At 64.8% G+C, this 21,400-nt stretch carries 16 protein-coding genes; 11 read left to right on the forward strand and 5 right to left on the reverse strand.

Annotation, left to right across the window (positions count from 1 at the left end):
- Window positions 1–76: 76 nt before the first annotated feature.
- The 3 genes from JNM03_RS12645 to JNM03_RS12655 all read right to left on the reverse strand — a co-directional run bounded on the left by JNM03_RS12645 (window position 77) and on the right by JNM03_RS12655 (window position 3,991).
- Entirely contained in the window at window positions 77–805 is a 729-nt protein-coding gene (locus tag JNM03_RS12645) for an energy transducer TonB (protein ID WP_294037064.1), read from the reverse strand.
- Window positions 806–977: 172 nt separating this feature from the next.
- The gene (locus JNM03_RS12650) at window positions 978–2,285 is read right to left on the reverse strand and encodes a glutamate--tRNA ligase (protein WP_294037066.1); all 1,308 of its coding nucleotides are present in this window, start codon (window positions 2,283–2,285) and stop codon (window positions 978–980) included.
- A 47-nt stretch (window positions 2,286–2,332) separates the two neighbouring features.
- Window positions 2,333–3,991 (reverse strand): NAD+ synthase, encoded by a 1,659-nt coding sequence (locus JNM03_RS12655; protein WP_294037067.1) that lies wholly within the window; start codon window positions 3,989–3,991, stop codon window positions 2,333–2,335.
- 264 nt (window positions 3,992–4,255) lie between these two features.
- On the opposite strand from JNM03_RS12655, the gene JNM03_RS12660 reads away from it, so the two are divergent.
- The 10 genes from JNM03_RS12660 (at window position 4,256) to JNM03_RS12705 (ending at window position 13,571) form a co-directional block, all read left to right on the forward strand.
- Window positions 4,256–5,191 carry a ribose-phosphate pyrophosphokinase gene (locus tag JNM03_RS12660; protein ID WP_294037069.1) on the forward strand — a complete coding sequence of 312 codons (936 nt, stop codon included), beginning with the start codon at window positions 4,256–4,258 and terminating at the stop codon, window positions 5,189–5,191.
- Between the two features lies 1 nt (window position 5,192).
- Complete coding sequence (locus JNM03_RS12665) at window positions 5,193–5,825, forward strand: hypothetical protein (protein ID WP_294037071.1); 633 nt, start codon at window positions 5,193–5,195, stop codon at window positions 5,823–5,825.
- 43 nt (window positions 5,826–5,868) lie between these two features.
- Window positions 5,869–6,651, forward strand: a complete 783-nt coding sequence (hisN, locus tag JNM03_RS12670) for a histidinol-phosphatase (RefSeq protein ID WP_294037072.1) — start codon at window positions 5,869–5,871, stop codon at window positions 6,649–6,651.
- 16 nt (window positions 6,652–6,667) lie between these two features.
- Window positions 6,668–7,018 carry a GFA family protein gene (locus tag JNM03_RS12675; protein ID WP_294037074.1) on the forward strand — a complete coding sequence of 117 codons (351 nt, stop codon included), beginning with the start codon at window positions 6,668–6,670 and terminating at the stop codon, window positions 7,016–7,018.
- Between the two features lie 129 nt (window positions 7,019–7,147).
- On the forward strand, window positions 7,148–7,351 hold the full coding sequence (gene rpmI / locus JNM03_RS12680; protein ID WP_037555449.1) for a 50S ribosomal protein L35: 204 nt from the start codon (window positions 7,148–7,150) through the stop codon (window positions 7,349–7,351).
- A 13-nt stretch (window positions 7,352–7,364) separates the two neighbouring features.
- On the forward strand, window positions 7,365–7,730 hold the full coding sequence (gene rplT, locus JNM03_RS12685) for a 50S ribosomal protein L20 (protein ID WP_294037076.1): 366 nt from the start codon (window positions 7,365–7,367) through the stop codon (window positions 7,728–7,730).
- 328 nt (window positions 7,731–8,058) lie between these two features.
- Complete coding sequence (locus JNM03_RS12690; RefSeq protein ID WP_294037078.1) at window positions 8,059–8,961, forward strand: AraC family transcriptional regulator; 903 nt, start codon at window positions 8,059–8,061, stop codon at window positions 8,959–8,961.
- A gap of 144 nt (window positions 8,962–9,105) precedes the next feature.
- Window positions 9,106–10,200, forward strand: a complete 1,095-nt coding sequence (pheS, locus tag JNM03_RS12695) for a phenylalanine--tRNA ligase subunit alpha (RefSeq protein WP_294037079.1) — start codon at window positions 9,106–9,108, stop codon at window positions 10,198–10,200.
- Window positions 10,197–12,578 carry a phenylalanine--tRNA ligase subunit beta gene (gene pheT, locus JNM03_RS12700; protein WP_294037080.1) on the forward strand — a complete coding sequence of 794 codons (2,382 nt, stop codon included), beginning with the start codon at window positions 10,197–10,199 and terminating at the stop codon, window positions 12,576–12,578. Before pheS ends, pheT begins: the two co-directional genes overlap by 4 nt.
- A 36-nt stretch (window positions 12,579–12,614) precedes the next feature.
- On the forward strand, window positions 12,615–13,571 hold the full coding sequence (locus JNM03_RS12705) for an alpha/beta hydrolase (protein WP_294037082.1): 957 nt from the start codon (window positions 12,615–12,617) through the stop codon (window positions 13,569–13,571).
- Here the strand turns inward: JNM03_RS12705 and JNM03_RS12710 are convergent.
- Together JNM03_RS12710 and mutS are read right to left on the reverse strand one after the other, a co-directional pair.
- Window positions 13,568–16,327: a [protein-PII] uridylyltransferase gene (locus JNM03_RS12710; protein ID WP_294037084.1), complete on the reverse strand. Its 2,760-nt coding sequence runs from the start codon at window positions 16,325–16,327 to the stop codon at window positions 13,568–13,570. The two genes, JNM03_RS12705 and JNM03_RS12710, sit on opposite strands and share 4 nt — an antisense overlap.
- Complete coding sequence (gene mutS, locus JNM03_RS12715; protein ID WP_294037086.1) at window positions 16,324–18,984, reverse strand: DNA mismatch repair protein MutS; 2,661 nt, start codon at window positions 18,982–18,984, stop codon at window positions 16,324–16,326. The genes JNM03_RS12710 and mutS overlap by 4 nt, the downstream gene beginning before the upstream one ends.
- Before the next feature lie 133 nt (window positions 18,985–19,117).
- Between mutS and JNM03_RS12720 the strand changes: the two genes are divergently transcribed.
- Window positions 19,118–21,382 carry an NADP-dependent malic enzyme gene (locus JNM03_RS12720; protein ID WP_294037088.1) on the forward strand — a complete coding sequence of 755 codons (2,265 nt, stop codon included), beginning with the start codon at window positions 19,118–19,120 and terminating at the stop codon, window positions 21,380–21,382.
- Window positions 21,383–21,400: the final 18 nt, after the last annotated feature.

Genomic DNA, 21,400 nt, shown 5'->3' on the forward strand with positions numbered 1-21,400 from the left:
ATTCGGCACGAGTGTCAAGCAAAAGGAGGGGCGGACGGCACGAAACCGCCCACCCCGGGAGGGGTCGGTTGTCCGCTCAGGCGGCCTTGATCTCGAACCGCACGGTCATCACCTGCCAGCTTTCCTCAGGCACCCCGCCGCGCGTCGCGGGATTGAAACGCCATTTGGCGAGCGCACGACGCTTCGTCTCCTCAAAGAAGCCGGGGCTGTCGGTGCTGACCAGTTCGACCGCCTTCACACGGCCGTCGGTGCCGATCAGCACGCGGACGCGCGCGACCCCCTCGACCTCGCGACGCTGTTCGCTCGCCGGATAGTCGGGTTGGAAGTTCGCGGCATATCGCGAGTCGAGCTTTGCAAGGAGCAACGGCGGCAGTGCCGGCGGATCGGCGGGCCGCGACGGCGGACCGGGGTCATAGGGTAGCGGATCGGGAATGAACGGCTTCACCTCGGCGCCGAGGCTGGTCAGCGGAAACGTGTCGAGGATCGGCTTGACCGCTTCGGTCGCCGACGCGCTTTTCGGGGTCGGCGAGGTTTCGGGCTTCTTGTCCTGCGGCGGCTCGACGGGCTTTTCGATCTCGATCAGCGTTCCGGTCAGCGGCGCAAGGACCGGCTTGGGTTTGACGATCATCGGCGACAGCGCGGCCGCGACCACCAATGCAACCGGCACGCCGATCGCCAGAGTCGCCGCGACCGGGCGATGGCCAGCGCCGGGATCATAGCTGTCGCGACGCAGCACCGTGCCGGCCGGGACGGCCGTGCGCTCGGGCGCCGTAAAGATACTCGAAATCAACGGAATAAGGGTCATGGCACCTCTCCTTGCCTCGGATAGCCCGGCCCCGCCGCGGTCCGCGCGGCTATCGGCCGGGGAGAGTTTTGTAATAGTATAACATTACTCAAATTGTCAAGCGGTGAAGTCGGCAAAGGGCGCGCGCCGACGGTTTCGGAGAGCGGGGATCCGGCCTTCGCCGGGGCGTGCCTCAGCGCGAGAGACGCTCCGCCGCCTGGCCCTTGTCGATCAGCGGCAACAATTCGGCCATGTCGGGACCATGGTCGCGGCCGGTGAGCGCACGGCGCAGCGGCAGGAACAGCGCGCGGCCCTTTGCGCCGGTCGCCTCCTTCACTTCGGCGGTCAGCGCGTGCCACGGGTCCGCCGTCCAGTCGATACCGGGCATAGCCGCCGCCGCAGCGGCGAGCACCGGCCGGTCGCTTTCTTCGGCAACGGGCCCGTCGAACGGGCCATCGAACACCACGACCCATTCGGTCGCCTCCGCGACGGTCATCAGGTTCGGGCGAATCGCGTTCCAGCGCGCCTCGGTAATCGCAACCGGCAGCCGGTCCGCCACAGCGGCATAATCGGTGTGATGCAGGATCTTCTGATTCAACAACGCCAGTTCCGCCTCGTCGAAACGCGCCGGCGCGCGACCGAAGCGCGCGAAGTCGATGCTTTCGATCAGCGGCGCGGGCGCGGTGACCGGCTCGACCGGATCGCTCGTACCGAGGCGCGCCAGCAGCGCGACGAGCGCGATCGGCTCGATCCCCGCGTCGCGCAGAGCCGCCATCCCGAGCGAGCCCAGACGTTTCGACAATTTGCCTTCGGTGCCGATGAGCAGCGCTTCGTGCGCGAACTGCGGCGGTCTGGCACCCAGAGCTTCGAACATCTGGATCTGCGCTGCAGTGTTCGACACATGGTCTTCACCGCGCACGACATGGGTGATCCCCATCGCAATATCGTCGATGACGCTTGGCAGCAGATACAGCCAGCTCCCGTCTGCGCGCCGCACCACGGGATCGGACATCGTTTTTGGTTCAAAATGCTGGGATCCGCGAACCATATCGGTCCACTCGATCGGCGCGCCATGGTCGAGCCTGAAGCGCCAGTGCGGTGCGACACCTTCCGGAACAGGCGCATCGAAGGGCTTGCGCTCATAAACCGGCGGAAGGCCACGCGACAGCAACACCTTGCGCCGTATGTCGAGTTCCTCGGGCGTCTCGTAACAGGCGTAGACACGCCCCGCCGCCTTCAGCTTTTCGAACTCGGCCTCATAAAGCGCGAAACGCTCCGACTGCCGCTCTTCGCCGTCGATATCGAGCCCCAGCCAGGCGAGGTCGGCGCGGATAGCATCGACATAGGCCTCTTTCGAGCGCTCGGCATCGGTGTCGTCTATCCGCAGCAGAAAGCGCCCGCCCGCCTTTCGCGCCCACAGCCAGTTATGCAGTGCGGTGCGGACGTTGCCGACATGGAGCGTGCCGGTCGGCGAGGGGGCGAAGCGGGTCACTACGGTCATGGACAGCGCCTATAGCCTGATTCGCGGGCGACGCGAGTCCGGGACCGTCAGGCCGTCCGGAACCCGTGCGTGATCGGGTATCGTCGGTCGCGGCCGAAGTTGCGCGTCGACAGCTTGACCCCGGGGGGCGCCTGACGGCGCTTGTATTCGGCGAGCATCAGCAGGCGCTCAATCCGCACCACGGCGTCGCGGTCGAAGCCGTATTTCGCAACGACATCATCGACGCTCGCTTCCTCCTCGACAAGCATGTGGAGCATGCGGTCGAGGTCCACGTAAGGCGGCAGGCTGTCCTCGTCCTTCTGGTCGGGGCGCAGTTCGGCGCTCGGCGGCTTGGTGACGATATTGGCGGGCATCACTGGCGTCACAGGGTTGCGCGACAGCCTCGGAACATGCGCGTTGCGCCATTCGGCAAGCGCAAAGACCGTCATCTTGTAGGCGTCCTTCAGCGGATTGTAGCCGCCCGCCATGTCGCCGTAGATGGTCGCATAGCCGACGCTCATCTCGCTCTTGTTGCCCGTCGTCAGCAGCATCGGCCCGAATTTGTTGCTGAGCGCCATCAAGGTCACGCCGCGAATGCGCGACTGGACATTTTCCTCGGTGATGTCGACGTCGCGGTCGGCGAAACTGCCCCCCAGCATCTGGTCGAACGCCTCGACCGCGGGCACGATCGGGATCGTGTCGAGCCGGCACCCGATCATGCCCGCACAGCCTGCGGCATCGTCGAGGCTTTCCTGGCTGGTAAAGCGGCTCGGCAGCATCACGCACCAGACCTTGTCCGCGCCGAGCGCATCGGCCGCGATCGCTGCGCAGATCGCCGAATCGATTCCGCCCGACAGGCCGAGTACGACGCCGGGAAAGCGGTTGCGCTCGACATAGTCGCGCAGGCTCAGGATCATCGCACTGTAGATGTCGGCGGGATGTGCTTCCCATTCGGCGATCGCGCCGGCATCGCACGTCCAGCCGCAGGTCGCCTTCGTCCAGCGCGTCACCCGCTCCTCGGGCTCCCAGTCGGTCAGCCGGTGCGCGGTACCGCCATCAGCGTTGAGTACGAACGAACAGCCGTCGAATACCAGCTCGTCCTGCCCGCCGATGCGATTGAGAAAGATCAGCGGCAGCCCGGTTTCGGCAACGCGAGCGGCAAAGACCTGCCCGAGGCGGCGGTCGTCCTTGTCGATCTCGTACGGGCTGCCGTTGACCGAGATCAACATCTCTGCCCCCGCTGCCGCCAGATGCCCGCTGACCTTCGGCAACCAGCCATCCTCGCAGATCGGAAGGCCAAGCTTGATGCCGCGCCACTCCACCACGTCGGGCAGCGGGCCCGGCGCGAAAACCCGCTTTTCGTCGAAGGTGCCATAGTTGGGCAGTTCGTGCTTGCGTCGCGTCGCGACGACCCGACCGTTGTCGAGAAGCGCGACGATATTATAGAGGTCCCCGCCTTCGCGCTCGACCGAGCCGACCAGCATCGCGGGACCGCCATCGGCGGTGTCGGCCGCCAGGTCCGCAAGCAGTTTTGCCGCCCGCTCGGCCAGCGCAGGCTTCAGCACCAGATCCTCGGGCGGATAGCCGATCAGTTGCAGTTCGGGATAGAGGATCAGGTCGGCGTCGCGGTGGCGCGCGCGCACGTCGCGTATGGCGGCGACATTGGCGGCAAGATCGCCGACCGCCTGGGTCATTTGGGAGAGGACGATCGTCAGCTGCTCGGTCATGCTCCGGCCTTACGACCAACCACCCGTTTCGTTCAACCGAAGAGAAGAGCCTACAAGGTCCGACCGTGTGCGATCGGATCGAATGTCTGCTGTCCCCGCCGCCCTTCAGCAGATCGGCCCCGAACCGAAGGCACGCCGTGCCGGTCGCGCGCGACATAATGCCGCAATTACGCACCGCCGGATGGCTTTAGGGCCTTCCCCTCTTCGCCCTCGCTGGCTAAGGGGGCGCGCAATCCCTCCCGCCGCGAAAGGGCCTTGCACGCCATGAAACTCATCTCCGGCAACAGCAATCTTCCGCTGGCCCGCGCAATCGCCGACTATCTGGAACTGCCGCTGACCGATACCAGCGTGCGCCGCTTCGCCGACGAGGAAGTCTTCGTCGAAATCCACGAAAATGTCCGTGGCCAGGATGTATTCGTCGTCCAGCCGACCAATTTCCCGGCGAACGACAATCTGATGGAATTGCTGATCATCACCGATGCGCTGCGCCGCGCTTCGGCCAAGCGCATCACCGCCGTCGTCCCCTATTTCGGCTATGCCCGGCAGGACCGGAAGCCCGGCCCGCGGACGCCGATTTCGGCCAAGCTGGTCGCGAACCTGATCACCACCTCGGGCGCGGACCGCGTCCTCGCGATCGACCTGCACGCGGGGCAGATCCAAGGATTCTTCGATATCCCGACCGACAATCTTTACGCCGCACCGGTGATGAGCGCTGACATTCAGGCGCGGTTCGGCGGCAAGAATCTGATGGTGGTGTCGCCCGACGTCGGCGGCGTGGTGCGCGCGCGCGCGCTGGCCAAGCGGCTCGACAACGCCCCGCTGGCCATCGTCGACAAGCGGCGGGAACGCGCGGGCGAATCGGAAGTGATGAACATCATCGGCGACGTAAAGGGCCGCTTCTGCATCCTGATCGACGATATCGTCGATTCGGCGGGAACGCTGTGCAATGCCGCCGCGGCGCTGAAGGCGGCAGGGGCCGAAGGTGTTGTCGCCTATTGTACGCACGGCGTGCTGTCGGGCGGGGCGGTCGCCCGCGTCGATGCAAGCGAGCTTACCGAACTGGTCATCACCGATTCGATACAGCCCACCGACGCCGTCAACGACAGCGACAAGGTTCGCGCGCTGACCGTCGCCCCCTTGCTTGGCGAAGCGATCAAGCGCATCGCCGACGAATCGAGCGTTTCCTCGCTGTTCGATTGATATGAGCCACACTCTCGATCTAAGTAAGGAACTCTACTTTTTCGAGATCGGGCGTCGTGACAAGCTGAATTCCGCGAGCTCCATTCCGATCGGCTTTGCGACGCTAAGCTCAGCATCCATTGCTTATTGTGCCGATGCGATCAGACCACCTCTCGGTTTCGCCGATTGGCTATCGATCACGCTAATATCTCTCGGAGCATTGACCGGATTTTTCTTTTTCTACACGACGGTTAGGTTCTTTTGGGGTCCGGTTTATAAGTACATACCGTTGGCGAATGTCATCGAAAAACACAGTGAGGAGCTACGGCTGCATTCTACGAAGTATCCCAAATCCGGTTCGCACGACGACCTGTTTCGTGGTTATCTTTCGGATACATTTTCATTCTGTGCCTCGATCAATTGCCAGAACAATGACGAGAAATCACGGTTGTTGTTCAAAATGAACGCATCAGTTCTGGCTATGCTCGCGCCGATCTTGCTCGCCTCCTTGATCACAGGTACAGTTGGCTTCATTGATAGGACAATGATCGGGAACGTATCCATGGCCAATCAGAACGAGCCTCCTCCACCGCCTCCACCGCCGCCCCGCGATGTGAGAGATGGAGCACACACTCCGGTTCCAAAAACCAAGTAGCTCCGCACTGGCGCGGTCGTCGAGGGTCGGCTAGCGCAGTCACATGAGCCTCGAATCCGACATCGCCCTCGCCCATCGCCTCGCCGACGCCGCCGGCGCCGCCATCCGCCCGCTATTCCGCGCCGCCTTTGCGCATGAAGCAAAGGCCGACGCCTCGCCGGTGACCGAGGCGGACCGCGCCGCCGAGGCCGCGATGCGCCGCCTGCTCGATGCCGAAGCGCCGCGCGACGGGATCATCGGGGAGGAATATGGGGCCGAGCGCCCCGACGCGGCACGCCAGTGGGTCCTCGATCCGATCGACGGAACGGTCAGCTTCATGGCTGGCCGTCCGATCTTCGGTACCCTGATCGCGCTGCTCCAGGACGGCTGGCCGCTGATCGGCGTCATCGACCAGCCGATTTCGGGCGAGCGCTGGGTCGGCGCGATGGGACAACCGACGCTGTTCAACGGCTCGCCGGTGACGACGCGCCCCTGCCGGAACCTTGCCGACGCCGTTCTCGCCACGACGGGCCCGCAATATTTCAGCGATCATGACGGCGAACATTTCATGGCGCTCGCCGCGAAGACCTCACACAAGCGCATGGTCTTCGGCGGCGATTGCTATAATTACGGGTTGCTCGCGAGCGGGCATATCGATCTGGTCGTCGAGGCGGGGCTGAAGCTCCACGATTTTGCAGCACTCGTGCCCGTGGTCGAAGGGGCTGGAGGCACGATGTGCGACTGGAACGGCGATCCGCTGAACGCCGATAGCTCAGGCCATGTCATCGCGCTGGGCGACCCCGCGCGGCTGGAAGATGTGATCGAGGGGCTCGCCTGCCACCATTGAGAGAGGGGAACGGACCATGGCTTTTGAAGGAAGCTGCCATTGCGGCGCGGTGACCTATACGGTCGAGGGGGACATCCCCGACGAGGCGATGAGTTGCAACTGCTCGCACTGCCGCCGCAAAGGTTTTCTCCTCGCTTTCGTCCCGCTCGACCGGTTCCGGCTGGAAACGGGCGCCGAAAAGCTGAACAGCTACCAATTCCACAAGCATAATATCGATCATCAATTCTGCATCGACTGCGGCTGCCAGGGCTTTGCCGTCGGCACAGGGCCTTCGGGTGAGGAGATGGCGGCCGTGAACCTGCGCTGCGTGCCGGACGCCGATCTCGATTCGCTGACCATCCACAAGGTCGATGGCGCCAGCTTCTGAGGCGCACCGCCCCTTGCATTTCGGGGCGAATCCGTCTAGGCGCGCGCCTTCGCACGATAAATAGCTGACCTGCCTGGCTGAAAGGGCTGCCAGGGCCGGTCGATATCGTCGCTCAACAAGGAGACGAAAATGCCCAAAATGAAGACCAAGAGCGGTGTGAAGAAACGCTTCAAATTCACCGCCTCGGGCAAGGTGAAGCACGGCGTTGCCGGCAAGCGCCACCGCCTGATTTCGCACAATTCGAAATATATCCGCACCAACCGCGGCACCAGCGTGCTCAGCGATTCGGACGCGGCCCATGTGCGCCTCTGGGCGCCCTACGGCCTGAAGTAAGGAGCGCTAGACCATGTCACGCATCAAACGCGGCACGACGACGCACGCCAAGCACAAGCGGATTCTGAACCAGGCGAAGGGCTATTATGGCCGTCGCAAGAACACCATTCGCGTCGCCAAGCAGGCAGTCGAAAAGGCCGGCCAGTACGCCTATCGCGACCGCAAGGTGAAAAAGCGGACCTTCCGCGCTCTGTGGATCCAGCGCATCAATGCTGCGGTCCGCGCCGAAGGCCTGACCTATTCGCAGTTCATGCACGGCGTGAAGTTGGCGGGCATCGAGCTGGACCGGAAGGTCATGGCCGACCTCGCGATGAACGAAGGCGGTGTCTTCACCGCAATTATCGCGCAGGCAAAGGCGGCGCTGCCCAAGGCAGCCTGAGCCAAAAGCGCCAACGCTGAATTTAAAAGGGCGGTCCCGACGGGGCCGCCCTTTTTCGTTGGAACGGCGGCGTCCCGCCCTCCGGACGCCAAACAGGAACGGCGCGAAAGTTTCCCTTCGCGCCGTTCCGACAATGGCTCCAATGGAAAACCATCGCCCCCCTCCCACCGAACCGAAAAGCCGTGGGTCGCAGAAAGCTGCCGGCCGGCGGAGTTGTCTCTATCCGGCGACATATGCAGTCGTGCGGCACATAAAAATTGTAAAAACGCGACAAACAACCCCGCTAGGCTGTTGTTTTTTTTCGCGCACCTCCGCATGGAAGAATCCCATGACCGTGGGAGAATCTGCAAGCGGGCTGCCAGCCGGCGTGCGCGTCGTAACGCGCTTCTTTCCGGTGTCGGAATCGCTGCGCCCCTATTGCAGCATTATTTACCTGACCGAGGTCGAAGCCTCCCCCGGCGTGCGGGTCGAGGATTATCTGCATCCCGAATGGGCAAATCTGCGTTTCATCGAGGGCGAACCGGCGCTGGCTGCCGTCGGCAACCGGGCGCCTGCGGTTGCACCGAATTTCATCGTCACCGGACCAACCAGCCAGGCGACTCACTTCACGGCGGGAACGATGAAGGCCTGGGGAATCGGCATCCTTCCTGCAGGCTGGGCAAAATTCTTCGCGCTTCCTGCGGAAGAACTCGCCGATCGATCGATCGACGGCACGCAACACCCGGCATTTGCGACCTGCGCGCCGTTGGCCACCCAGCTACGGCAGGCGAACGACGTCGAAGCGGCCGCGCGGATCCTCGACGACCATTTCGTCGCCCGGCTCGCCGATGCGCCCCTCGACGATCCGGCGATCTTCGCGGCTCACGCCGCGCTGATCGACGACGATCTGACGAGCGTGGCGGATCTCGCCGAAAAGCTGGACCTGTCCCAACGCTCGGTCGAGCGTCTGTCGCGACGCGCGTTCGGCTTTCCGCCCAAGCTGCTGCTTCGTCGCCAGCGTTTCCTGCGCAGTCTTGCGCGCTTCATGCTCGATCCGTCGATGAGCTGGATCGAGACGCTCGATTATCAATATTATGACCAGGCGCAATTCACACGCGACTTCCAGCGTTTCATGGGGATGAGCCCGCGCGCCTATGCCGTCCGGCCCAAACCGATCCTGGGCGCCGCCGCGCACGCCCGCGCGGCGGCGGCGGGCGAGGCAGTCCAGGGACTCCACAAGCCCGGCGGATAGCGCTGTTTCCCGCCAGAAGGCTTGACCCGCGCGCTGCCTTCGGTGCAAGCGGCTGGCAACGAACGCGCGGGCAGCCGCCGGTTCCAGGACATACCAGAAACACAGGCCGGCAGCGGCGACCGCGCCGGAACAGGACGAACGACGATGAGCGAGACAGAGGCCCTGCACACAAGACTGGTGGGCGAGATAGAAGCGGCGACCGACCTCGATGCCATCGAGGCACTGCGCGTCGCAACGCTGGGCAAGGCAGGCAGCGTGACCGGGCTGCTCAAGACCCTCGGCGGCATGTCGCCCGAGCAACGGCAGGACGAAGGCCCCAGGATCCACGCCCTGCGTGAAGCCGTTACCGCCGCGATCGCCGCCCGCAAGGCCGCGCTCGAAGGCGCAGCGCTCGAAGCGAAGCTCGCGGGCGAAAAGCTCGACATGACGCTTCCCGCCGTCGCAACACCCGCCGGAAGCATCCATCCGGTCAGCCAGGTCATGGACGAGCTGGCTGAAATCTTCGCCGACATGGGGTTCGCGGTCGCGACTGGGCCGGAGATCGAAGACGACTGGCGCAACTTCACGGCGCTCAACATTCCCGAAACGCACCCGGCGCGCGCAATGCACGACACTTTCTATTTCCCCGACAGGGACGAGGAAGATCGGGCGATGCTGCTGCGTACGCACACCTCGCCGGTGCAGATTCGCACGATGATGAGTCAGGAACCGCCGATCCGTATCATCGCGCCGGGCCGCGTCTATCGCAGCGACAGCGACGCGACGCACACGCCGATGTTCCATCAGGTCGAAGGGCTGGTCATCGATCGCGGCATCCATATGGGCCATCTCAAATGGACGCTCGAAACCTTCCTCAAGGCCTATTTCGAGCGCGACGACATCGTCCTGCGCCTGCGCCCCAGCTACTTCCCCTTCACCGAGCCTTCGGCGGAGGTCGATGTCGGCTATAAGCAGGAAAAGGGTCGCCGGATCGTCGGCGGCAATGGCGACGACGAAGGCCATGCCTGGATGGAGCTCCTGGGCAGCGGCATGGTCAACCGCCGCGTCATCGCCAATTGCGGGCTCGATCCAGATGTGTGGCAGGGTTTCGCATTCGGTGTCGGTGTCGACCGGCTCGCAATGTTGAAATATGGCATGGATGACCTTCGCGCTTTCTTCGACGGCGACCTCCGATGGCTGTCGCACTACGGGTTCGGCGCGCTGTCGGTGCCGACGCTGAGCGGGGGGATTTCGGCATGAAGATCACCCTGGACTGGCTGAAAGAGCATCTCGAAGGCGGCTTCACCGTCGACGATGTCGTCGCGACCCTCAACCGGATCGGGCATGAGGTCGAAGGCGTGGAGAATCCCGCCGAAAAGCTGGCGGGCTTCCGCGTCGCCAAGGTGCTGACCGCCGAACGCCATCCGCAGGCCGACAAGTTGCAGGTCCTCTCCGTCGACACGGGCGATGGCGTTCTTCAGGTCGTGTGCGGCGCACCCAACGCCCGTGCGGGACTTGTCGGCGTCCTCGGACTTCCCGGCGCGGTCGTGCCCGCGAACGGAATGGAATTGAAAGTCTCGGCAATTCGCGGCGTCGAATCGAACGGGATGATGTGTTCGACGCGCGAACTCGAGCTCGGTGACGATCATGACGGAATCATCGAGCTTCCCGGGGACGCGCCGGTCGGCACGCTGTTCGCCGACTATTCCGGCGCCGGCGATCCGGTGATCGACATCTCGATCACACCGAACCGGCAGGATTGCATGGGCGTTCGCGGTATCGCGCGCGATCTCGCGGCCGCCGGTCTCGGCACGCTGAAGCCGCTTGCGGTTCCGACGATCGCGGGCGAAGGTCCTCCCGCAACCGAAATCCGGACCGATGATCCCGAAGCCTGCCCGGCATTCTTTGGCCGCTCGATTTCGGGCGTCACCAACGGCACCGCTCCCGAATGGATGCGCCGCCGGCTGGAAGCGGTCGGGCAACGCTCGATCTCGGCGCTCGTCGATATCAGCAACTATGTCATGTTCGACCTTGGCCGCCCGAGCCATATCTATGACCGGAGCAAGCTGACCGGCGCTCTCGTCGCCCGCCGAGCCAGCGAGGGCGAAACCGCAATCGCTCTCAACGGTAAGGAATATACTCTTGCCGACACAATGACGGTCATCGCCGACGCGGTGCAGGTTCACGACATCGCCGGCATCATGGGCGGCGAGCACAGCGGCTGCAGCGACACGACAACCGACGTCCTGATCGAGATCGCCTATTTCACGCCCGAGCGCATCGCGCTGACCGGGCAGGCGCTCGCGCTGGCCAGCGACGCGCGCAGCCGCTTCGAACGCGGCGTCGATCCGGCCTTCCTCGACGACGCGACCGCGATCGTCACCGGGCATATCCTGACCATTTGCGGTGGCGTGCCGTCGGCGGTGACGCGGGCCGGCTCGCCGCCCGCCGACGTGAAGATCGTCGATTACGATCCCGCGCTTTCGGAAACGCTTGGCGGCATCGCGATCGCGCCCGAGCGGCAAAAGGAGATTCTGGTCGCGCTCGGCTTCGACGTGATCGAACAGGCGGACCGCTGGCAGGTCACGGTGCCCAGTTGGCGCCGCGATGTCGATGGCGCACCCGATCTCGTCGAAGAAGTCACACGCATCACCGGGTTCGACGCGATCGCGTCGGCCCCGCTGCCACGCGCCGACGGTGTCGCACGGCCAACGGCAACGGCCGAACAGCTGGTCGAGCGGCGCGTACGGCGCGCCGCAGCCGCCGCCGGGTTTCACGAGGCTGTGACCTGGTCGTTCGTCAGCGAGCGCGAAGCCGCACCGTTCGGTGGTGGCACGTGGACGCTCGCCAACCCGATCAGTGAAGATCTGAAAGTCATGCGCCCGTCGCTGCTCCCCGGCCTGCTCGCCGCGGCACAGCGGAACCAGAACCGCGGCGCCGGCAGTATCCGCCTGTTCGAAATCGGCCGCCGTTACCTTGGCGCAACGGAGCATCCGACGCTCGGTATCCTGATGGCGGGCGACAAGGCGCCGCGCAGCTGGCAAGCCGGCAAGGCCCGGCCGTTCGATGCGTTCGACGCGAAAGCCGCCGCCATCGCGCTGCTGGAAGCCGCGGGCGCCCCCGCCGACCGGCTTCAGGTCATGGAGCCTGTCGAAGCGAGCGGCATCTGGCACCCCGGGCAGGCCGCGACGCTGCGCCTCGGGCCCAAGGCCGTACTCGCGGAGTTCGGCGCCCTTCATCCCGCCCTGACGAAGCATTTCGACGTCGACGGGCCGGCGATGGCGGTGCAGATTTTCCTCGACGCGATTCCGGCGAAGCGCGCGAGCGGTCCGGCGCGGACCGCGTTCTCGCCGCCAGCTCTGCAATCGGTTCGCCGCGACTTCGCCTTCCTTGCGTCTGACACGCTGGCAGCAGGCGACCTGGTCCGCGCGATCCGCGGCGCCGACAAGGCCAGCATCATCGAGGCGCGGCTGTTCGACCGCTTTGCCGGGCAAGGTGTACCCGACGGCCAGGTCAGCCTGGCGGTCGAGGTCGAACTGCAGCCACTGGAAAAGAGCTTCACCGATGCCGAACTGAAGGCGATCGCCGACAAGGTCGTCGCCGCGGCGGCGAAGCTGGGGGCCATGCTGCGCAGCTGATCTTCGGATCGGCGGGGACAAAGGGGAGAGTTTGATATGGACACCCGCCACCTCGTGGACGCGCAGATCGTGCCGCTGATCGACCTGTTTCCGCGGGTTGATCTCACCTCGGCCCCGATCGACCAGATCCGGGCAAAGGCGGCGGAGACCTATTCGATCCTCCCTCCCCCGGTCATCGCGCCGGAAAGGCTGGTGGTGCCGTCGATCCATGGCGGGCCCGACATAGCGGTGTTTCTGTTTCGTCCGGCGGGAACGCGCCCGGATAGCGGCGCCATCCTGCACATCCATGGTGGCGGCATGGTGATGGGATCGGTCGAACAGATGCAGGCCGGACCTGCGGCAATGGCCGCTGCCGCCGGAGTACCCGTCGCATCGGTCGAATATCGCCTTTCTCCCGAAAACCCCTTTCCCGCGCCACAGGAAGATTGCCATTCGGTTCTGACATGGCTCGCCAGCCAGGCGGGCGCGCTTGGCTTCGATGCCAGCCGGATCATCGTCGCCGGCGAGAGCGCAGGCGGCGGATTGGCCGCCGCGCTGGCGATCATGGCGCGGGATCTGGGCGGTCCCGCAATCGCCGGCCAGCTTCTCACCTATCCGATGCTCGATCACCGTACCGGCAGTGATGCCTGCCCTTACAACAATCCGACGACCGGCGAATTCATCTGGACGCGCGCGAGCAATCGCTTCGGCTGGCAGGCGCTGCAGGGCGATTACAAGATCGACGACGCACGGCGCGGCTGGTTTTCACCGAGCTTGGCCGACGATCTGTCGAACCTGCCTCCCGCCTATATCGCGACCGGCAGCCTCGACCTCTTCTTCGACGAAAATCTGGATTATGCGCGTCGCCTCGTCGCGGCGGGCGTCCCCGTCGACCTGCACAGCTATGCCGGCGCGATCCATGCCTTCAACGCGATCCCGGATGCGCCACTGTCGCAGCGTTTCAACGGCGGGCTGCTGGCGGCGGCTGCCGCGATGACGGCTCCCGGCGTCTAGGCCGCCACCGCCTCCTCGCTCCGGCTTCCAGCCGCTTCGAGCAGGCGCTTCTCGAGCGATTTCACACGCGCGCTACTGTCGATCTTGTCGCCGATCAGGTCGGTGACATAGAATGTGTCGACCGCGCGCTCGCCATAGGTGGCCACATGTGCGCTATGCACCGTGACCTTTGACTGGAAGAGCGCATAAGCGAGCTGGTTGAGAAGCGCGGGACGATCCTGCGCATTGACCTCGATCACCGTGAATCGGTTCGAGGCCTTGTTGTCGATGAAGACGTTGGGGGCGATGCGGAAGGCTTCAGCGCGGGTGCGCGGCAGAGCGCGCGCTTCCAGTTTTGGAAGCAGTTTCTGTCGGTTGGCGAGTGCGTCCTCGATCGCGCGGGTCAGGCGCGCGATCTGGCCGCTTTCGGCGAATGGCCGGCCGAGAGGATCCTGGACGAGGAAATTGTCGAGCGCGAGGCCGTCGCGCGTCGTGTGGATGCGCGCATCGATGATGTTGCCACCCGCCAGGTGGATGCCACCCGCCATCCGGTAGAACAGGCCCGGATGATCGGCGGCCAGCACCATCACCAGCGTCGCGCCGCGATCCTCGTCAGGCACCGCCGCGATATGGAGCGGGCCGTCGCCGGCTTCCTGGATGTGCCGAAGATTGGCCGCGATCACTTCGACCGGCTCGGCGATCCAGTAGCTTTCAGGGAGCCGCTTGACGAGCCGGGCGAACACCTTGTCCTCCAGCGCCAGCAGCCCCGCGACCGCTTCCTTCTTGGCCTCGATCCGCGCCTCCCGGCCGCGCTGCTTGTGACCCAGGCGGAGAACTTCCTCAGCGGCGTCGTACAATTCGGTCAGGAGCTGGCGCTTCCAGCCGTTCCACACACCGGGCCCGACAGCGCGGATATCGACCACGGTAAGGACGAGCAGCAGGCGAAGGCGCTCGGGCGATTGCACCACCTGCGCGAAATCGAGGATCGTCTTGAAGTCGGCAAGGTCGCGCTTGAAGGCGGTCGCCGACATCAGCAGATGATGGCGCACCAGCCATGAGACCGTCTCGGTTTCCGCCTCGTTCAATCCGAGCCGGGGACAGACGCGCAGCGCGAGTTCGGCGCCCAGTACGCTGTGGTCGCCGCCGCGCCCCTTTGCGATGTCGTGGAGCAGCACCGCCACATAGATCACGCGCCGCGAATGAAGCTGGTTCATGATGACGGTCGAGAGTGGATGATCGTCCTTCAATCGGCCCTGTTCGATGTCGGCGAGGAGTCCGATCGCGCGGATCGTGTGCTCATCGACCGTATAATGGTGATACATGTCGAACTGCATCTGCGCGACGACGCGCCCGAAGTCGGGAACGAACCGGCCAAACACTGCCGCTTCGTTCATCCAGCGCAACACCGTCTCCGGATCCCGCCGGCTGGTCAGCACGTCGAGGAAAAGCTCGTTGGCGCGCGCATTGCGACGCACCCCCTGCGTCTCGATCAGCTTTGCGTCGTGACGCGCCTGCCGCATTGCCTGCGGGTGGATTTCGAGGCCATGTTTGTCGGCAAGCGCAAAGATCTCGATAAGCCGCACCGGGTCGGCCTCGAAGAAATCGTCGGAGGGCAGCGCCAGCCGACCGCGATCGAGAACGAAACCGCCAAGCTTGCCGGGGCGCCGCCGGATCGTGGGCAGGAAGCGGCGCCCGCGCGATGCCATCTGTTCGTCGAGGTGGGCCAGAAAGGTTCCGGTGACGTCGCCGACCGCCTTCGCGTGGAGGAAATAGAGCTGCATGAAGCGCTCGACCGCGCTTTTCCCCGGCCGTTCCGCGAAGTGCATGCGCTGCGCGATTTCACGCTGGAAGTCGAAGGTCAGCCGATCCTCGGCGCGTCCCGCCAGCGTATGAAGGTGACAGCGCACTGCGAGCAGGAAATTTTCGGCCCGCGAAAACTGGCGCAGCTCGCGACCCGTGAGCAGGCCGGCATCGACAAGCTCGGGGACCGTGCGAACGCGGTGAATGAATTTCCCGATCCAGAACAGCGTATGGAGATCGCGGAGCCCGCCCTTCCCTTCTTTCACATTGGGTTCGACGACGTAACGCGAATCACCCATCCGACGGTGTCGTTCGTCGCGCTCGGCCAGCTTCTCGGCAACGAAGGCCCGCGCGTTGCCGGCGACCACCTCGGCATCGAACCGGGCCGCCGCCTGATCATAGAGTGGCCGGTCCCCCCAAATGAAACGCGATTCCAGCAGCGCCGTGCGGATGGTCAGATCCTCTTTCGCTGCACGGATCATCTCGTCGATCGAGCGCGAGCTATGCCCCACCTTCAGCCCGAGATCCCACAAGGTATAGAGCTGCGCCTCGATCACCTGCTCGGTCCAGCTCGTCTGCTTGAACGGGGTGAGGAAGCCAATATCGATATCGCTGTATGGCGCCATCTCGCCGCGCCCGTAACCGCCGACCGCGATCAGGGTGATCCGCTCCCCCGCGGAGCGATTGCCGGCAGGATAAAGGTAATCGACGGTGAAATCGTGCGACAGGCGAACGATCTGGTCGATCAGGAAGGCGGTCGCGCTCGCCGCGAGGCGACCCGACGAGGGATGCGCGAGCAGCCGGCGGTCGATCTCCTCCCGCCCTGCATCAAGCGCGTCCCGGAGCAGCGCGACCATCGCACGGCGGCGCGCACCCGAATCATGCGCCTCTGCCGCTATATCGTCGAGCCGGTCCGAAAGCGCACGGCGATCGATGATCGCGCGCCGGTCGTCGAGATCATCCGCGAGACCGCTCATTGTTCCGCGATCAACAAGGTCTTGAGCCGGTACAGCGCATCGAGTGCCTCCCGCGGCGCGAGCGCATCGGGATCGATCGCCGCAAGCGCCTCACGCAGCGAGTCCTTCGCCGCCTGCGGAGCCGCAGCAAGCGTAGCGGCAAAGAGAGGCAGGTCGTCAAGCCCCGCAGCAAGACCCCCAGTCGCCTCGCGCCCCGCCTCCAGCTTCGCAAGGACGGCCTCCGCCCGCTTCACGACGCCGGTGGGAACCCCCGCGAGTCGCGCCACGGCGAGACCATAGCTGCGATCCGCCGGCCCTTCGGCGACCTCGTGAAGCAAGACCAGATCACCCTGCCATTCGCGCGCGCGAACGTGGTGGAGGGACAGCGCGTCCAGCGTTTCGGCAAGGCGCGTCAGTTCGTGATAGTGCGTCGCGAAGAGACAGCGGCACCGGTTCATCTCGTGCACCGCCTCGACCACCGACCAGGCGAGCGCCAGGCCGTCATAGGTCGAGGTTCCCCGTCCGACCTCGTCGAGAATGACGAAACTCCGGGGCGTTGCCTGCGCCAGAATAGCGGCGGTCTCGACCATCTCGACCATGAAGGTCGAGCGGCCGCGCGCGAGATTGTCGCTGGCGCCGACGCGACTGAAGAGACGGTCGACGAGCCCGAGCTTCGCCGACGCCGCGGGGACGAAACCACCAGCCTGCGCGAGCACCACGATCAGGGCATTTTGTCGGAGGAAGGTCGATTTGCCGCCCATGTTCGGACCGGTGACGAGCCAGAGCCGATCGGCCTCCGACAGCGACACGTCGTTGGGCACGAAGCGGTCGCCCGACTTCGCCAGCGCCGCCTCCACCACCGGATGCCGTCCGCCCACGATGTCAAGGCACGGGTCGTCCACCAGATCGGGGCGACACCAACTGTGGCTCATCGCGTGGTCGGCGAGCGCGGCGGCGACATCGATCCGCGCCAGGACATCGCAGCTCGCGGCAATCGCTTCGCGGCGGGCAACGGCCGCATGGGTCAGCGTTTCGAAATGCGCGGCCTCGGCAGCAACGGCGTGGACGCCCGCCTGCGTGACCCGGCTCGCGGCCTCGTGGAGGTCGGAGGAGTTGAAGCGCACGACCCCCGCAAGCGTCTGGCGATGGGTAAAACCCGAATCGGGCGCCATCAGCGTGTCGGCATGTTTTGCCGGCACTTCGACATGATAGCCGAGTACCCCATTGTGACGGATCTTGAGTGATGCGATGCCGGTGCGATCGCGATATTGCGCCTCGAGAGCGGCGATGGCCTTGCGGCCGTCGCGCGCCGTCTCGCGAAGCGCGTCGAGCGCGTGGTCATAGCCTTCTGCGACAAAGCCGCCCTGCGCGCCATCGACCGGCGGAGTTTCGATCAACGCCCGCGTCAGTTCGTCGACGAGCGCGCCATGTCCGTCGAGGCCTGGCAGCAGGTGCGCGAGCAAGGGCGGCAGGTCGGGTCGCTGTGCAAGGCGTTCGCGCAGCAACCGCGCACCCCCCAGCGAATCGCGGAGTTGAGCCAGATCGCGCGGGCCACCACGCCCGGCAACGAGCCGGCCGAGTGCACGGCCCGCATCGGGCAGCGCGCGAAGCGCCGCGCGCAGATCGCCGCGCCACAAGGCATCGCGCGCCAGCGCGTCGACAAGATCCAGCCGATCGACGATCGCCCCCCTGTCGGTGAGCGGGCTGGCGAGATCGTCGGCAAGCATGCGCGCGCCCGCCGCCGTCACTGTACGGTCAATCGTCCCAAGCAGGCTGCCGTCACGCGCGCCTGCCATCGTGCGAACAAGTTCCAGACTCTCGCGCGTCGCGGCATCAATCGCCATCCGACCCGACGCCTGGTGCCGCAGCGGTGGCTGAAGAAAGATCGGCTGACCGGTACCGACATGGTCGAGATAGGCGGCAATGGCTCCCATCGCCGCAATCTCGCCGCGCGAGAACGCACCAAAGCCGTCGAGCGTCTGGACGCCGAAGAAACTTTCGAGGCGCCTTTGCGCCCCCGTACTCGAAAAATCAGCTTGCGGGCGGCGCACGACCTGACGCGCGGCCCAGTCGGGGACATGGTCGGCGGCCTCGCTGACGAGCAGCTCCGTGGGCGCCAGCCGCGCGAGTTCGGCATCGATGGCCTCCGGGCGCACGGCAACAACCTCGAACCGCCCCGTCGAAATATCCGCCGCGGCAATCGCCACTTCGATGTCGCTGCCGACCTGTGCCAGCGCAGCGAGGCGGTTCGCACTGCGTCCTTCGAGCAAAGATTCCTCGGTGAGCGTCCCCGCCGTGACGAAGCGCACGATCGCGCGCTGGACGAGCGCCTTCGACCCGCCGCGCGCTTTCGCCTCTGCCGGACTTTCAACCTGTTCGGCGATCGCCACGCGGTGCCCTGCCTTGATCAGCCGGGCAAGGTATGATTCGGCGGCATGGACAGGGACACCGCACATCGGCACCGGCTCGCCGCCATGCTCGCCGCGCGCGGTCAAGGCAATGTCGAGTGTGGAAGCGGCCGCCTTGGCATCGTCAAAAAAAAGTTCGAAGAAGTCGCCCATGCGGTAAAAAAGCATGCAGTCGCCTGCCTTTTCCTTCAGCGACCAATATTGCGCCATCATCGGTGTGGCGGCAGGAACGCTGTTGCTGTTGGCGGCGGTACGGATGGTGGCGGACATCCGACCCTGCTTAGTCGATGGCCACGCCATGGCAAGGCGCACGACCGCAACATTGGCCGTTACAATCGCGGTTCGTGACGCTAGGGATTGGCCTCGGGCGCGCGTCCGACAATCGAGTATAGGGGAAAAAAGGATGGACAGCGGGAGCAAGGTGCAGTTTTCGGACCGCGAGGCCCTGCTTTATCACGAATATGGGCGTCCCGGGAAAATCGAAATCGTCGCATCGAAACCGATGGCGACTCAGCGCGATCTCAGCCTGGCCTATTCGCCCGGTGTTGCGGTTCCGGTAAAGGCGATCGCCGAGGACCCCGCCACGGCCTATGATTATACGATCAAGGGCAACCTTGTCGCGGTCATCTCGAACGGCACCGCGATCCTCGGCCTCGGCAATCTCGGAGCGCTCGCTTCAAAACCGGTGATGGAAGGCAAGGCAGTGCTGTTCAAGCGCTTCGCCGACGTCGATTCGATCGATCTCGAGGTCGATACCGAAGACCCGCAGGCGTTCATCGACGCCGTCGCGCTCCTGGAACCGAGCTTCGGCGGGATCAATCTCGAAGACATCGCGGCACCGAATTGCTTCATCATCGAGCAGGCGCTCAAGGAGAAGATGAATATCCCGGTGTTCCATGACGACCAGCATGGCACCGCGATCATAACCGCCGCCGGCCTGATCAACGCCTGCCATCTGACCGGCCGCGACCTCTCGACGGTCAAGGTCGTCGTGAACGGCGCCGGCGCCGCGGCGATCGCCTGCACCGCCCTGATCAAGGCGATGGGTGTGCGGCACGAAAATGTCATCATGTGCGACCGCAAAGGCACGATCTATCAGGGCCGCACGGAAGGCATGGACCAGTGGAAGTCGGCACATGCCGTGCCGACCGAAGCACGCAATCTGACCGAAGCGCTGGTCGGCGCCGACGTGTTCCTCGGCCTGTCGGCCGCTGGTGCGCTGAAGCCCGAAATGGTGCGGGACATGGCGCCGGCGCCGATCATCTTCGCGATGGCAAATCCCGATCCCGAAATCTCACCGCCCGATGCGCGTGCAGCGCGTCCCGACGCCATCATCGCCACCGGCCGCTCGGACTATCCGAACCAGGTCAACAATGTGCTGTGCTTTCCCTTCATCTTCCGCGGTGCGCTCGACGTGCGCGCCACCGCGATCAACGAAGAGATGAAGATTGCCGCAGCCTATGCCATCGCGGACCTCGCGCGCCAGCAGGTACCCGAAGAGGTTGCCGCAGCCTATGGGGGCCGCGCGTCCAGCTTCGGCCCTGAGTATATCATCCCCTCACCCTTCGATCCGCGCCTGATGGAAATCGTCCCCGCTGCGGTCGCGAAAGCCGCCATGGCAACCGGCGTGGCGGGTCAGCCAATCGAGGATCTGGAGGAATATCGCAACACGCTGCGCGCGCGCCTCAATCCCACGACGTCGGTGCTCACGCTCGCCTACGAGGCGGCGCGCGCCAATCCGAAGCGCGTCGTGTTCGCCGAAGGCGAGGAAGAAGTCGTCCTGCGCGCCGCGATCCAGTTCCGCGATGGCGGCTACGGGATTCCGGTTCTTGTCGGCCGCGAAGGGCTGCATGACAAGTTGCGGGCAATGGGGGTTCCCGACGCCGAAAGCTTCGAAGTGCACAACAGCGTCAATTCGCCGCACGTACCGCAGATGGTCGACATGCTCTACGAGCGGTTGCAACGGCGCGGTTACCTGCGCCGCGACGTCGAGCGCATGGTCAATCGTGACCGCAACATCTTCGGCTCCCTGCTGCTCAAGCTTGGTCTTGCCGACGCGATGATCACCGGTACGACGCGCACCTATTCGCAATCGATGCGCGAGGTGCGGCGCGTGATCGATCATGCCGAGGGCAAGACGCCATTCGGCATCCACGTCCTCGTCGGCCAGCATCACACCATCTTCATGTCGGATACGACGGTCAACGAGCGACCATCAGCCGAAATGCTCGCCGACATCGCCGAACGCACCGCACAGGTCGCTCGGCGCATGGGACACGAACCGCGCGTTGCGTTTCTGTCCTATTCGACCTTCGGCAACCCGCCGGGGAGCTGGCTCGACAATATCCGCGAAGCGGTCCACATCCTTGACCAGCGCCAGCCGGGCTTCGAATATGAAGGGGAAATGGCACCCGACGTCGCACTCAACCCGCGCCTGATGAAAAGCTATCCCTTCTGCCGGCTTTCGGGGCCCGCCAACGTTCTAGTCATGCCCGGACTCCAGTCGGCGAACCTATCGGCCAAGCTTCTGCGCGAACTGGGCGGTGGCGCGGTGATCGGCCCGATGCTGATCGGAATGGAAAAGCCGGTGCAGGTCGCAACGATGGCTTCGCCCGCATCGGATCTGGTCACGCTGGCCGTACTCGCGGCAGGCGGTATCGCACAATAATATTGGAAAAGTGGCGGT

The sequence above is a fragment of the Sphingopyxis sp. genome (assembly GCF_016793825.1).
Taxonomy (GTDB): Bacteria; Pseudomonadota; Alphaproteobacteria; order Sphingomonadales; family Sphingomonadaceae; genus Sphingopyxis.

Excerpts from the sequence above, each read along its gene's own strand:
- JNM03_RS12675 (WP_294037074.1), top strand. The coding sequence starts at position 6,668 with ATGGCTTTTGAAGGAAGCTGCCATTGCGGCGCGGTGACCTATACGGTC.
- JNM03_RS12660 (WP_294037069.1), top strand. The coding sequence starts at position 4,256 with ATGAAACTCATCTCCGGCAACAGCAATCTTCCGCTGGCCCGCGCAATC.
- JNM03_RS12665 (WP_294037071.1), top strand. The coding sequence starts at position 5,193 with ATGAGCCACACTCTCGATCTAAGTAAGGAACTCTACTTTTTCGAGATC.
- rplT (WP_294037076.1), top strand. The coding sequence starts at position 7,365 with ATGTCACGCATCAAACGCGGCACGACGACGCACGCCAAGCACAAGCGG.
- mutS (WP_294037086.1), bottom strand. The coding sequence starts at position 18,984 with ATGTCCGCCACCATCCGTACCGCCGCCAACAGCAACAGCGTTCCTGCC.
- JNM03_RS12705 (WP_294037082.1), top strand. The coding sequence starts at position 12,615 with ATGGACACCCGCCACCTCGTGGACGCGCAGATCGTGCCGCTGATCGAC.
- JNM03_RS12650 (WP_294037066.1), bottom strand. The coding sequence starts at position 2,285 with ATGACCGTAGTGACCCGCTTCGCCCCCTCGCCGACCGGCACGCTCCAT.
- JNM03_RS12645 (WP_294037064.1), bottom strand. The coding sequence starts at position 805 with ATGACCCTTATTCCGTTGATTTCGAGTATCTTTACGGCGCCCGAGCGC.
- pheT (WP_294037080.1), top strand. The coding sequence starts at position 10,197 with ATGAAGATCACCCTGGACTGGCTGAAAGAGCATCTCGAAGGCGGCTTC.
- pheS (WP_294037079.1), top strand. The coding sequence starts at position 9,106 with ATGAGCGAGACAGAGGCCCTGCACACAAGACTGGTGGGCGAGATAGAA.
- JNM03_RS12690 (WP_294037078.1), top strand. The coding sequence starts at position 8,059 with ATGACCGTGGGAGAATCTGCAAGCGGGCTGCCAGCCGGCGTGCGCGTC.
- JNM03_RS12720 (WP_294037088.1), top strand. The coding sequence starts at position 19,118 with ATGGACAGCGGGAGCAAGGTGCAGTTTTCGGACCGCGAGGCCCTGCTT.
- JNM03_RS12710 (WP_294037084.1), bottom strand. The coding sequence starts at position 16,327 with ATGAGCGGTCTCGCGGATGATCTCGACGACCGGCGCGCGATCATCGAT.
- JNM03_RS12655 (WP_294037067.1), bottom strand. The coding sequence starts at position 3,991 with ATGACCGAGCAGCTGACGATCGTCCTCTCCCAAATGACCCAGGCGGTC.
- hisN (WP_294037072.1), top strand. The coding sequence starts at position 5,869 with ATGAGCCTCGAATCCGACATCGCCCTCGCCCATCGCCTCGCCGACGCC.
- rpmI (WP_037555449.1), top strand. The coding sequence starts at position 7,148 with ATGCCCAAAATGAAGACCAAGAGCGGTGTGAAGAAACGCTTCAAATTC.